This is a genomic window from Roseococcus suduntuyensis (genome assembly GCF_014196305.1).
GTDB classification, from domain to species: domain Bacteria; phylum Pseudomonadota; class Alphaproteobacteria; order Acetobacterales; family Acetobacteraceae; genus Roseococcus; species Roseococcus suduntuyensis.
The window spans coordinates 419667-432167 of the sequence record NZ_JACIDJ010000003.1 but is presented as its reverse complement, the minus strand read 5'-3'; the positions used below and the strand labels follow the sequence as shown (position 1 = coordinate 432167).

Annotated in this window: 11 protein-coding genes; 4 read left to right on the top strand and 7 right to left on the bottom strand. The window is 74.1% G+C overall.

Features of this window, described 5'->3' with window-relative positions:
- Nucleotides 1-246 precede the first annotated feature (246 nt).
- Together GGQ83_RS12185 and GGQ83_RS12180 are read right to left on the bottom strand one after the other, a co-directional pair.
- Nucleotides 247-783, bottom strand: coding sequence for a lipocalin family protein (locus GGQ83_RS12185; RefSeq protein ID WP_184384315.1), 537 nt, complete (start codon nucleotides 781-783; stop codon nucleotides 247-249).
- Nucleotides 780-1667 (bottom strand): polysaccharide deacetylase family protein, encoded by an 888-nt coding sequence (locus GGQ83_RS12180; RefSeq protein WP_184384313.1) that lies wholly within the window; start codon nucleotides 1665-1667, stop codon nucleotides 780-782. The genes GGQ83_RS12185 and GGQ83_RS12180 overlap by 4 nt, the downstream gene beginning before the upstream one ends.
- 135 nt (nucleotides 1668-1802) lie before the next feature.
- Here GGQ83_RS12180 and cydD point away from each other — a divergent pair, with 135 nt between their 5' ends.
- From cydD to recQ, 4 genes are all read left to right on the top strand, one after another.
- Nucleotides 1803-3425, top strand: a complete 1623-nt coding sequence (gene cydD / locus GGQ83_RS12175) for a thiol reductant ABC exporter subunit CydD (RefSeq protein ID WP_260170773.1) — start codon at nucleotides 1803-1805, stop codon at nucleotides 3423-3425.
- Nucleotides 3415-5061, top strand: coding sequence for a thiol reductant ABC exporter subunit CydC (cydC, locus tag GGQ83_RS12170; protein WP_184384309.1), 1647 nt, complete (start codon nucleotides 3415-3417; stop codon nucleotides 5059-5061). Before cydD ends, cydC begins: the two co-directional genes overlap by 11 nt.
- Before the next feature lie 70 nt (nucleotides 5062-5131).
- Nucleotides 5132-5530, top strand: a complete 399-nt coding sequence (locus GGQ83_RS12165; RefSeq protein WP_242535078.1) for an OmpA family protein — start codon at nucleotides 5132-5134, stop codon at nucleotides 5528-5530.
- Nucleotides 5531-5543: 13 nt separating this feature from the next.
- Entirely contained in the window at nucleotides 5544-7343 is a 1800-nt protein-coding gene (gene recQ, locus GGQ83_RS12160) for a DNA helicase RecQ (protein WP_184384305.1), read from the top strand.
- Here the strand turns inward: recQ and GGQ83_RS12155 are convergent.
- Genes GGQ83_RS12155 through GGQ83_RS12135 form a run of 5 tightly spaced genes read right to left on the bottom strand, consistent with a single transcriptional unit; the run spans nucleotide 7301 to nucleotide 12501 of the window.
- The gene (locus GGQ83_RS12155; protein ID WP_184384303.1) at nucleotides 7301-9523 is read right to left on the bottom strand and encodes a glycosyltransferase; all 2223 of its coding nucleotides are present in this window, start codon (nucleotides 9521-9523) and stop codon (nucleotides 7301-7303) included. The two genes, recQ and GGQ83_RS12155, sit on opposite strands and share 43 nt — an antisense overlap.
- A complete protein-coding gene (locus GGQ83_RS12150) occupies nucleotides 9520-10773 on the bottom strand; it encodes a DUF1499 domain-containing protein (protein ID WP_184384302.1) in 1254 nt (417 codons plus the stop codon). Before GGQ83_RS12150 ends, GGQ83_RS12155 begins: the two co-directional genes overlap by 4 nt.
- Entirely contained in the window at nucleotides 10770-11033 is a 264-nt protein-coding gene (locus GGQ83_RS12145) for a DUF3253 domain-containing protein (RefSeq protein WP_184384300.1), read from the bottom strand. The genes GGQ83_RS12150 and GGQ83_RS12145 overlap by 4 nt, the downstream gene beginning before the upstream one ends.
- Entirely contained in the window at nucleotides 11018-11605 is a 588-nt protein-coding gene (locus tag GGQ83_RS12140; RefSeq protein ID WP_184384298.1) for a pyridoxamine 5'-phosphate oxidase family protein, read from the bottom strand. Before GGQ83_RS12140 ends, GGQ83_RS12145 begins: the two co-directional genes overlap by 16 nt.
- Nucleotides 11602-12501, bottom strand: coding sequence for an NAD(P)/FAD-dependent oxidoreductase (locus GGQ83_RS12135; protein ID WP_184384296.1), 900 nt, complete (start codon nucleotides 12499-12501; stop codon nucleotides 11602-11604). The genes GGQ83_RS12140 and GGQ83_RS12135 overlap by 4 nt, the downstream gene beginning before the upstream one ends.

Below are 12501 nucleotides of genomic sequence, written 5' to 3'. Positions count from 1 at the left end.
CACACCCGCTACGACAAGCTCGCTCGGAACTTCGCCTCCGCCGTCGCCATCGCCGCCGTGATCATCTGCTGGTGCTGAATGAGTCCGGAGCCTAGAGCGGGATGCGTTGAGGTGGAATCACCGAAAACGCTGAATCCCGCTCTCAACAAAGGTTGGAGCAGGCGGCGTGAACGCATGTGAACGCAGCATGCTCTAGCGTCCGATCGGCTTCGGTGGAGTCACCGAAGCCGTGAATCGGCCGCTGGGTTAGCGCGACGCCCGAATCAGTGGCGTGAGGTCAAACCCCTCGCGCCGCGCGATGGCCAGCGCGCGCTCCACCTCCGCCTCCTCCAGCTCGGGCGTGCGCGACAGCAGCCAGAGCGAGCTGCGCGAGGGCGAACCCACCAGCGCCCAGCGATAGTCCGGGTGCAGCCCCAGCACCCAGTAGTCGCCGAAGAAGGGCCAGAAGAAGCTGACGCGCAGCCGCGCGCCCTCGCTGCCCTCCACCACATAGGCCTGGCCGCGCGCGTCGCGCCGCGGGCGGGCGGGGTCGAGGCCGTTCACGCAGGAATTGACCACGGTGATGCGCCCCGGCCCGGCGGCGGTGTATTCCGCCGTCGTCTCCTCGCAACGGAGCGTGCGGCTGTCCTGGAAGCTCTGCGGCAGGCGGGCCACCTCGTGCCAGAGGCCGAGATAGCGTTGCAGGTCCACCCGCTCCACCGTGGCGGGCGTCTCGGGGCCGGGGCGGGTGGCGCCGCAGGCGGAAAGCGCCAGCAGGGCCATGAGAAACAGGGTGCGCGTCATCGCAGGGCTCCTTCCGGCCAGGTCATGCAATGGTCGAAGACGCCGCCCGCCGTCGTGATCCACACCGCCTCGCGCTGCCCCGCGATCACGGTCAGTGCCCTTCGCAGCGCGCGCAGCCGGTAGGGCTGGCCCACGATATAGGGGTGCAGCGCGATGCCCATCACCTGCGGCAGCCCATCGGCCACCTGGCGCATCCGTTCGGCGAAATCCGCGATGAGCAGGTCCGCGAACTGCTCCGCCCCATCCTTGCGGCCGACGATGGAGGGGATGTCGTTCGCCTCCTGCGGGTAGGGGATGGCGAGCAGCCGGCCGGCGCGGGTGCGCATCCAGACGGGCTGGTCGTCCATGCACCAGTTCAGCGTGTAGCGGTAACCGGCCTCGGCCAGCAGGTCCGGCGTGACGCGGCTTTCCGCGATCCAGGGCGAGAGCCAGCCGCGCGGCGCCGCCCCCTCATGGGCCGTGATGGCGGCGGTGGATTCCGCGATCATCGCGGCTTCCTCGGCCTCGGGCAGGATGGACTGGCGTTCGCTATTGGTGCGGCCATGGCCCGCGATCTCGTCGCCGCGCGCGCGGTGGGCGGCGACGAGGTCCGGCGCGTAGCCGTACATGGCGCTGTTCAGCAGCACCGTGGCGGGCAGGGAGAGTTCGTCCAGCATCTGCAACAGCCGCCAGGCGCCGACCCGGTTGCCATAGTCGCGCCAGGCGTAGTTCAGGATGTCGGGCTGTGGGCCGCCGGGGGCGAGTTCCGCGCCCAGCCCCTCGCCGAAGGCGAAATGCTCCAGGTTGACGCCGAGATAGACCGCGAGCTTGCGCCCACCGGGCCAGGATTGGCGCGGGCGCTGGGCCCAGGGCAGATAGTCGTAGCGGCCGTGGCTGGGCAACATGGTCCGATCCTTCATCTGGCGTTCATGTCGCAAGGGGAAGCTTGTCCCGCAAGACATGGCGCAACCGACGCGATTCCCTTAAGAACCGAAGGGATGGAATCGCCTTCGAATGGCCGCGCGGCGTCGGCCTGGCTCATGCGGCAGGCGCGCGCCCAGCGGGGGCGCGTGGCGCTGCCGGTCGCGCTCGGCCTCGCCACCACGCTCTGCGCCGTGGGCCTCGCCTTCCTGATCGCGCGCGTGCTGGCCACGCTGCTGGGCTTCGCGGGCGGCGGCTGGGAGGATCTCGGCATCGCCGCCCTGCTGGTGCTGGCCATGGCGGGCCTCGGCATGGCGCAGGAGGCCGCGCAGAACCGGGCGGGTGAGGCCGCGCGTGCGAAGCTCCGCACCGCCCTTTTCGCGCGCCTGATGGAACTCGGCCCCGACGACAAGCGCGGCGTGGGCGAGAAGGCCGCCCTGCTGGTGGACCGCGTGGAGGCGCTGGACGGCTTCTTCGCCCGCTGGCTGCCCGCGGTGGCGCTGGCCATCCTCGCACCCGCCACCATCATCCTGGTCGCCGCCTGGGCCGACTGGGTCACGGCGCTGGTCCTGCTGGTGATGGGGCTGCTGGTGCCGGTCGGCATGGCCGTCACCGGCATCGGCGCGGCGCGGGAGAGCCGGCGCCAGATGGACGTGCTGGGCCGCCTCTCCGGCCGCTTCGTGGACCGGCTGCGCGGCCTCTCCACCCTGGTGCAGTTCAACCGCGCCGAGGACGAGGCCCGGCACCTGGGCCAGGTCGCCGAGGAATTCCGCACCCGCACCATGCGCGTGCTGCGCGTGGCCTTCCTCTCGACCACCGTGCTGGAATTGCTGGCCGCCGGCAGCATCGCCTACCTCGCCTGGCGGCATGGGGCGCATCTGGGCGCGAACCACCCCGACCCCGTGGCGGCCATCTTCTGCATCCTGCTGGTGCCGGCCTTCTTCCAGCCGCTGCGGACCTTCTCCCAGGCCTATCACGAGGCGATGTCGGCGCGGGGTGCCGCCGCCGACCTCGCCCCCCTGCTGGAGGCGCCGCCGGCCGAGGGCCTGCTGCTGGAATCCATGCCGCCGCGCGTGACGGTGGCCTTCACCGAGGTGGCGCTGCGCTACGAGGGCAATCCCAGGCCCGCCCTGGACCGCCTGACCTTCGCCGTCAGCCCCGGCGAGACGCTGCTGCTGGTCGGCCCCTCGGGCAGCGGCAAATCCTCGGTGCTGAAGCTGCTGATGGGCTTCGCGCGCCCCAGCTCGGGCCGCATCGCGCTGAACGGGCAGGACGCGACGCGCCTCAAGCCCGCCGAGCTGCGCCGCCTCTCGGCCTATGTCGGCCAGCGGGCGCATCTGTTCCAGGGCACGCTGCGCGAGAACATCGCCCTCGCGCGCCCCGACGCCAGCGCCGCCGAGATCACCCGCGCCGCCGAGGCCGCCCGCGTCATGTCCTTCGCCCGCCGCCTGCCCCAGGGCCTCGACACCGAGGTGGGCGAGGGGGGCTATGGCCTCTCCGGCGGGCAGCGCCAGCGCGTGGCCCTCGCCAGGGCGTTCCTGCGCGACGCCCCCCTCATCCTGCTGGACGAGCCCACCACCGCGCTCGACCCCGGCACCGAGGCCGAGGTGATGGAGGCCATCGCCCGCCTCTGCGCCGGGCGCACGGCCATCATTGCCACCCATTCGCCGCAGCTGCGCGGGCTGTCGGCGCGGGTGCTGGAACTGGGCGCGGGGCGGATGGCGGTGTCGCATGTGGAGTGATCTGTTCCGCGTGGCGCGGCTGTGGCGGTCGCGCTGGCCGGCGCTGGTCGCGGGGCTCGCCATCGCCATGGTGTCGGCGCTGTCGGGCATCGCGCTCATGACGCTGGCGGGCAAGGGGGTGGCGGCCGGCGTCACGGGGGGCGGGCTGATCGGCATCGCGGCCCTGCTCTGGCTGCGCCCCTTCGTGCTGATCCGTCCCGCCACCCGCTGGTGGGAACGCATGGCGAGCCATGACGCGGCCTTCCGGGCGCTCGCCGACACCCGCGTCTGGTTCTTTCGCCGCCTGGCCGAGCGCCGCCCCGGCGGCATCGGCATGGGCGGCTCGGGCGACCTGCTGGGACGCCTGATCGCCGATGTGGACGCGCTGGACCGTTTCTACCTGGGCGCCGTGGTGCCGGCGGCGGGGGCGCTCGCCGCCGTGCTGGCCATCGCGATCCTGCTGGGCGCCGAGCCCTGGCTGCTGGTGCTGATGGCCCTGCCGCTGCTGCTGGCGCTGGTGCTGCCGCTCGCCTTGGCGCCCGCCGCCGCCCGCGCCGCCACCGAGGCCGCCGCCCGCCGCGGCGAGATGCGCGCCGCCGCCGTGGACCCGCTGGCCGGGCTGGAGGACACGCTGGCCGCCAATGCCGAGCCCGCCGCCGCCCGCCGCCTCGCGCAGGCCGATGCCGCCATGATGCGCGCGCAGCGGCGCCTGGTGGGGCGCGGGGCCATGGCGGGCGCGCTGGGCCAGACGCTGACCCAGCTGGCCCTGCTGGGCGGCCTTGCCTGGGGGCTCTGGGCCGGCGAGGCGGGGGCGGCGTTGGCCGTGCTGGCCCTGTTCCTGGGCATCGCCGCACTGGAGATGCTGGGGCTGATGCCCCGCGCGGGGGCCGCGCTGGCCACCGCCGGCGCGGGTGCGAGACGCCTCTTCGAGACCACCGACACCCCGCCCCCCGTGGCCGAACCCACGGCCCCCGCCGCCATGCCCGAGGGGCGCGATCTGCGCTTCGAGGGCGTGCGCTTCGGCTGGCGCGCGGGCATGCCGCCGGTGCTGGACGGGCTGGACCTCACGCTGCGCCCCGCCGAGCGGCTGGCCATCCTGGGCCCCTCCGGCGCCGGCAAGTCCAGCATCGCGGCACTTCTGATGAAGTTCGCGGCCCCCCAGGGCGGCCGCATCACCCTGGGCGGCGCCGACATCGCCACCCTGGCGGCACCCGAACTGCGCGCCCGCATCGCCTATCTGGCGCAGGACGCGCGGCTGTTCGACGACAGCATCGCCAACAACCTGCGCATCGCTGCCCCCGGCGCGCCGGATGCGGCGCTGTGGCGCGCCTTGGCCAAGGCGGGCGTGGGCGAATTCGTGCGCGGCCTGCCCGAGGGCCTCGACACCTTCTGCGGCGAGGGCGGCGCCCGCTTCTCGGGCGGGGAGGCGCGGCGCATCGCGCTCGCCCGCGCCCTGCTGCCGCCCGCCGACATCCTCATCCTGGACGAACCCACCGCGGGCCTGGACGCCGAGGCCGCGCGCTCCTTCCTGGTGACGCTCGGCACCGCCTGCGAGGGGCGTTCCCTGCTGCTGCTGACCCATGAACTGACCGGGGTGGAGCCGCTGGACCGTGTCCTGCGCCTGGCGGGCGGCCGGCTGTTACCAGCCGCCGGTTGACGCGAGAGCGGGGTTGCTGGACGGATAGCCTCCCACCCCACCCCCGGAGAGAATCGCCATGCGCCGCCGCATGCTCCTGACCGCCGCCGCCCCGCTGATCCTCGCGGGCTGCGAGAGCTTCAACAACCTCACCGGCCGGCGCCTGGAAGACGAGCCGGTGGACGTCGTCTTCTTCACCATTGACGGCGACACGCTGGACGATGCCGGCCGCGCCGTGGTGCAGGGCGCCGCCCGCGGGGCCGCCCGCCATCCCTACGCGCGGGTGAACGTGTTCGGCTATGCCGGCCCGGCCGGCGGCGTGGCCTTCAACCGCGAACTGTCCGACCGCCGCGCCCGCCATGTGGCGGACCTGCTGCGCGAAGCCGGCGTGGCGGGGGACCGCATCTTCGTCGTGCCGCGCGGCCCGGTGCCCTTCGAGGCCGCGCCGATCGAGAGCCGCCGCGTCGAGATCCGCCTCGCCCGCCAGTGAGGGCCCGCGGGTAATGCCGCGCGAGCCGGCGCAGGTTCTCCACGAGGTCTTCGGCCACCCCGGCTTCCGCGGCCGCCAGGCCGAGATCGTGGCGCATGTGATGGAAGGGGGCTCCGGCCTCGTCCTCATGCCCACGGGGGGCGGCAAGTCGCTCTGCTTCCAGGTGCCGGCGTTGTGCCGGGACGGGCTGGCCGTGGTCGTCTCGCCGCTGATCGCCTTGATGGAGGACCAGGTCTCCGCCCTGCGCCAGCAGGGGGTGGCCGCCGCCGCGCTGCACTCGGACCTGGACGAACATGACCGCCGCGCGATCTGGCGCGGCGTCTTCGACGGCACGCTGAAGCTGCTCTACGTCTCGCCCGAGCGGCTGGCGATGGACGGCATGATCGAGCGCCTGGCCGAACTGCCCATCGCGCTGTTCGCGGTGGACGAGGCGCATTGCATCAGCCAGTGGGGGCATCATTTCCGGCCGGAATACCGCGCGCTCTCCTTCCTGCGCGACACCTTCCCGGGCGTGCCGCGCCTCGCTCTCACCGCCACCGCCGATGCGCGCACGGTGGAGGACATCCGCGGCCAACTGGGCCTGCGGGACGACCCGGTGTTCCGCGCCAGCTTCGACCGCCCGAACATCCACCTCGCCGCCGAGCCGCGCGAGCAGGAGAGGGCGCAGCTGCGCGCCTTCCTCCGCACCGCCATCCACGGCACGGGTGCGGGCATCGTCTATTGCGGCACCCGCGCGCGCGCCGAGGCCACGGCCGATTGGCTGCGCGCCGACGGGCATGACGCCGCCGCCTACCATGCCGGCATGGACAGCGCGGCCCGGCGCGACGCGCATCACCGCTTCGCGCGCGGCGATGCCGTCATCATGTGCGCCACCATCGCCTTCGGCATGGGCATAGACCGGCCGGATGTGCGCTTCGTGGCGCATCTCGCTTTGCCGCAGGGGCCGGAGGGCTGGTACCAGGAGATCGGCCGCGCCGGGCGCGACGGCATGCCCGCCCGCGCCCTGCTGCTCTACGGGCCCGGCGACATCGCGCTCGCCCGCCACCGCATCCAGGAAAGCCCCGCCAGCGACGACCAGAAGCGCATCGAGCGCGCGCGGCTGGACGCCATGGTGGGCATCGCCGAGGCCGCCACCTGCCGCAGGCGGGTGCTGCTGCGCTGCTTCGGCGAGGACCTCACCGAGGATTGCGGCAATTGCGACGTCTGCGCGGCACCCCCCAAGCTGTCGGACGCCACGGTGGCCGCCCAGAAGCTGCTGAGTGCCGCCGTCCGCACCGGGGGGCGCTTCGGCCTCGGGCACCTCGTGGACGTGCTGCGCGGCCGGCTGACCGACAAGGTGGCCCAGCACGGCCATGACCAGTTGCCCACCTTCGGCGTGGGCAGCGATTTGCCGGAGGGCACCTGGCGGGGCGTCGCGCGGCAGCTCGTGGCCTCGGGCGCGCTCGATGTGCGGGTGGAGAACCATGGCGAACTGGTCGCCACCGAGGCCGCCCGCCCCATCCTGCGCGGTGAGCAGCGGCTGATGCTGCGCGAGACGCCCAACCTCGGCCCCCGCCATTCCCGCCCCCGCGCCGACCGCGCCCCGGCCGACGAGGGCGATCCGCTCTTCGCCGCCCTGCGGGACTGGCGCAAATCCGAGGCCCGCGCCCAGGGCGTGCCGGCCTATGTCATCTTCCACGACGCCACGCTGGGCGAGATCGCGGCCCGCCGCCCCGGCAGCCTCGCGGAGCTGCGCGGCGTGCCCGGCGTGGGCGAAAGCAAGCTGGAACGCTATGGCGACGCGGTGCTGGAGGTGCTGGCGCGCGCCGATTGAAGGGCCGCGGCGCGGCCCGTCACCTCCGGGTGGCCGGGCGAGAGCCGGCAGGCCTGTTCGGCCAGCAGCGCCGCCGTCTCGGCCCGCCCCGCCACCGCCACCGCCTCGGCCAAGGCCAGCATGGCCTCGGCGCCATTGGGCGCGAATTGGCTGATCAGCGCCTGCTCGCCCGAAAGGGGCAGGCCGCGCCCCCAGAACCCCTCGCGCCGCACCTGCATGCCCGCGAGGTGCCGTTCGACGGCGAAGCGCAGCGCGGGGCGCAGCGCCTCGGGGGTCGCCTCCAGCGTGGGGCGCAGCGCGCGGGCATGGCTGCGGTAGAGGAAATCCGCGGCATGGGCGGCGGTCTGCGCGCCGTCCCAGATGCGGTAGCAGTAGAGGAGTTCGGGCAGGCATTCGACATGCAGCCCGGCGAGGGACGCGGCCTGCAGGAACTCCCAATCCTCGAAATAGGCGCGGTCGCGGGTGAAGCCGCCCATGCGGTCCCAGGCGTCGCGGCGCATGAACATGTTGGCATCGCCCATCATGTTCGCGAAGGCGCCGACCGCGGGCGCGGGCCCGATGGGCATCCACAGGCTGGGCTGGCGGGCGCGGGTGTCGGGTGGGCGGCCGCCGCCGTGGAAGGGCTGGTTCTGGCAGGTCAAGACATCCGCGCCCGAATGCAGCGCGGCCGAGACGAAGGTCGCGACCTCCTCGGGCCAGGCGAAGTTGTCGTCATCCATGAACAGCAGGAACTCGCCCTGCGAGGCGTCCACCGCGTGGTGGCGCGTGACGCCCTGCCAGGAATTCTCCGCATTGCGCAGCAGCTTCCAGCCCCGCGCGGCGAAGCGCGGGCGCAGCGCGTCGAGGAAGGCGAGGGTGGCGGGGGAGGTGCTGGCGTCATCCACCAGGATGAGTTCGATGGCCGGGTGGGTCTGCGCCTCGATGGAGGCGATCGCGTCCGCCAGCGTCTCATGCCGGTTGAAGGCGCCCATGCAGACCGAAACCAGCGGGGGCGCGTCGCGCCGCAGCGCGGGCGCGGCCGGCGGCACCGCAAGCCCGCCCTGGAATTCGAGCCAGGCCTCGCGCGCGCCCTCGGCCGTCACGGCGGCGCGGCCAGGCGCCATGCCCTGCGCCAGGGCGCGGCCCATGGCGGCGGCCAGCGCGCGGGGGTTGCGCGGGTAGAGCAGCCGCGCATGGTCCTCGGCGGCCAGCAGCTCCGGAATGCCGCCCACCTCCGGCGCCAGCAGCGGGATGCCGGCCGCGAGGCATTCGATCACGGCATAGGGCGCGTTCTCCATGGCGGAGGCGATGACGGCGAGGCGCCCGGGCGCCGACAGGTATTCCCGCGCGCCCGCCACGTCGCGGTCATTCACCACCTGCCAGGGAAAGGTCCAGCCGGAGGTGGCCACCGCGAGCCAGGCCAGCGCGTGGCAGCCCTCCATCTGCGCGATCTTGCCCAGGAAGGTGACGCGCGCGGGGGGCGTGCCCGCCTCCTGAAGTCGCGACACCGCCTCGCAGAACAGGTCTAGGCCCTTTCGCGCCTCCAGCCGCCCGAAGAAGACCAGCTCTTCCACCGGATGCGGCGTGGCATCCCCGTGCGGGCGGGCGGGAAAGCCCTGTGGCAGCATGTTGGGCAGCACGCCGTTGCGGGGCGGCAGGCGCCAGCCCATGCGCGCCACCTCGGCCAGCATGTAGCGCGAGGGGGCGATGACCACATCGGCGCCCTGCACGCTGCTGCGCTCCATCCAGTCGAGTTCCAGCTCCTCCAGATGGCGCAGGAAGGTGCCGGAATGGGCCAGGTGCCAAAGGGTGGGACTATGGACCTGGCAGACCAGGGCGGTGTCGGCGAGGCCGAGGCCGCAGCGCTTGGCCACCACCAGCCAATGGCCGATGCCGCGCATCTCATGGAAATGGATGGCGTCGAAGTGGCGTGACTTGATCCATTGCCAGGCGCCGTAGGCCTGTTCCTTCTCCTGGCCCGACAGGTGCAGGGCCACGAAGTCGATGCCGCGCGCGGCGTAGTGCGCGCGCCAATGGGTCAGCGGCAGCGTCTCGGTATAGGCGGCGGGGTAGAGCACCGTGACCTCGTGCCCCGCGTCGCGGAAGGCCTCGGCGCAGGCCAGGAAGGCCGTGCCCATGCCGCCGTTCCGCACGGGCCCCACGAAGTCGAAGGTCAGCAGGCAGATGCGCTGGCGCCTCATGCGGCGGTGGCGCTCAGCAGCAGATGGGGGCCGTGGCGGGTGGCCTCGCGCGGGGTCCAGCCGGCTTCGGCCAGCAGGCGGCGCAGCGCGGCCTCGCCCAGGAACCACCAGTAGGGCTGCTCGATTCCGGCGGCGCGGGCGGCCTCTGGCGTCATGCCGGCGGGCAGGAGGCGAAGCTGCGGCAGGTCGAGCCCCTGGGCGGAGAGGTGCGCGTGCAGCGCGGCGGAGGCGGCTTCGTCCAGCCGCCCGGCATGCCAGAGGCTCTCCGCCTCGAAGCCGGGTGCGGCGCCCGGGGCAGGCACCAGGCAGCCCAGCAGCAGGCCCCGCGCCCCGCTGCCGCGCAGTTGCGCGAGCCGGTGGCCGGGGTCCTCGGCGGCGGCGAGGTTGCCGGGGTCCACCACCAGGTCCAGCGGGCCGAGGCGGGCGGCAAGGTCCGGCGCGTCCCACTTCCCGCGCAGCCACCACAGCCAGGGCGGGTCGATGGCGCCCTCGATCTGGGCGGTGGTGCCGACGCGCGCGCGGGCGAGGAGCGCTTCGGCCACCGCCTCCAGCCCCAGCGCGGTGCCGGCCGCGCGCAACTGGCCATCCGCATCGTCGGGGCGTCGGGCGGAATAGGCCCGTGCGCTGGCGGCACCATGGCTGAGGGCGTGCAGCACCAGGGCCGCCACGGCCGAGGGCGCATCGCCCACCACCAGCACATGCCGCCCGGCCGCGCTGGCGGCCAGCGCCATGGCGAGGGGCGAGGGCATGAGAGGCGGGCCAGGGGAAGGCAGGGCAGGGGGAGGCGCGGCGGCTGCCGGGGCTGGCAGGGGCGGCAGCGGCCGGGCGGCCAGCGCCGCCAGCCAGCGCGACATCCGCGCCCGGTTCACCCCCATGTCCGACCAGCCCAGCAGGCTGTGGGAATAGAGGCGCAGCACGGAACCGGCGCTGGCGGGCCGGACCTCCGCATGGATCAGGTCCGGGAAGTTCGCCATGGCCGAGCGCTGCACCCATTGCGCCCGGAGCCCGGCGTCGGGCATGGCGCGGCGGGTGGTGCGCGGTTCGGCCGCCGCCACCTCCAGCAGGGCGTCGAACAGGGCCTCGGGCGGGGTGGTGTAGGGCGGCGTGGTGAGTTGCGCCCAGGGGTGGCCCGCCGGCGCGGCGAGGCAGGCATTGGGCGAGCGGGGCGGCACCAGGGTGTCGAAATCCAGCGGTTGGGCCGGGGGCAGCCCTGCCTCGCCACGGCCGAGCCAGGCGCGCAGCGCGTTCATTCGGGCGGCCGCGCCCTGAGGCGGATGACGCCGTGCATGGCCTCGGGCGGCACGGGCTTGCCCTTGCGCAGGATGTCCACCGCGCCCTCGGCCGACAGCACGGCGGCCACGCCGCGCACGGCCGTCATGTGGCGGCGCCAGTCCTCGGGGTCGAGGGCGCGCGCCACCTCGGAGGGGCAGATGGATTTCTCCGGGCCGCGCTCGGCGGTCTGGCGCAGGATTTCGGCGCGGATGGCATCGGGGGTCAGGGCACCAGCCATGTGGCCTCCTCCTGGCCCGCCGCGGTCCAGGTGAAACGGGCGCGGCGATGCCCGGTGGCGGCGAGCCAGAGCCATTCCATCCGCGCGAAGACGAGGCGCAGCGCCATGAAATGCGCGCGGCCCTCGCCCATCTCGGCAGGGGCGGGCGGCGGCTCCGCCACGGGCGTGCCGGGCGCGGGCTCGATGCCGTAGCACAACCGGCTGAAGGGGCGGCTTGCCTCCCAGGCCGCATCCGCCACCGTGTCATCCCGGTGCAGGCTGGCCTGGCCTTCCAGGCGGATTTGCACCTGATGGCCGGGGTCGTAGAGGTGCAGGCAGGCGCGCGGGTCGCGCAGCAGTTCGGCCTGCTTGCCGCTGCGGGCGTCGCTGTGCAGGCGCAGGCTGCGGGTGGCGGCGTCGAAGCCGCGCAGCACCAGGGTGCGGGCGCGCGGCGCGCCGTCCAGGCCGATGGTGGCCAGGGTGGGCGTGTGGAAGGGGCTGCGCCGGTCGGCTACGCCGCGGGAGATCAGGGCGAAGGCTTCCGCGCGGGTGGCGGCGAGGTCATCGGCGAAGGCGGGGCGCGGGCGGCTCACGCGGCCAGGACCTTCTGGGCCAGCGCCGTGCCGCTGTCGAAGGCGGCCTCGGCCCGGCCCGCGAGGCAGCCATCCGAGGCATAGCCCAGCGCGCCATCCCAGAGGCAGGGCGCCCCCAGCGGCGATTGCAGCAGGGCGTAGCGCCAGCGATGGGCCTGGGCGAAGAGCGGCGTCTCGGCCGTGAAGGCGGCCAGCAAAGGCGCGATGACGTGCTCCGGCGTCTCCTCCAGATGCGCGGCGGAGAAGCCGGGGCTGGCCTGGATCACCCAATTCTCCTGGCTGGCGTCGCGGCCGGGCTTGCTGCTGTCCCGTGCCGCCCAGCCGATGATGCCGCGGTGGCGCAGCGTGTCGGGCAGGGGCAGGCGCGTGGCGAAGCCGGCCAGCACCGTCCAGCAGGGGGCGTAGCGGATGCCCACCAGGCTCCGCGCCAGGCGGGGCGCGTGCGGGGCCAGCAGCGGGATGGCCTGGGGGGCGGGGGTGGTGACCAGCACCGCGGCGAAGGGGCCCTGCGCGCCGGCGGCGTGGTCGAGGAACCAGCCCTTTTCCTCCTGCCGCAGGGCGCGGATTTCGCAGGCGGTGGTGACGTCGAGCCCGCCCGCCATCGCGCGGCCCAGGGCGGACATGCCGGGGGCCGGCACGCGGCGCAGGGAATCGGGCCAGGGCCGCGCCTGGATTTCGTCCAGCAGGGCGGCGAAGCCCTTGCCCTCGGCACGGACATATTGCGCGCCATGGTCGAAGCTGTGGGTGACGCCGTCATGGGTGATGCGGCGCGTGGCCAGCCGCCCGCCCACGCCGCGCCCCTTGTCGAAGACGCGCACGGGACGCCCCGCGGCGGCGAGGAGGCGGGCGGCGGTCAGCCCCGCGAGGCCCGCTCCGATGATGGCGATGGGCAACAT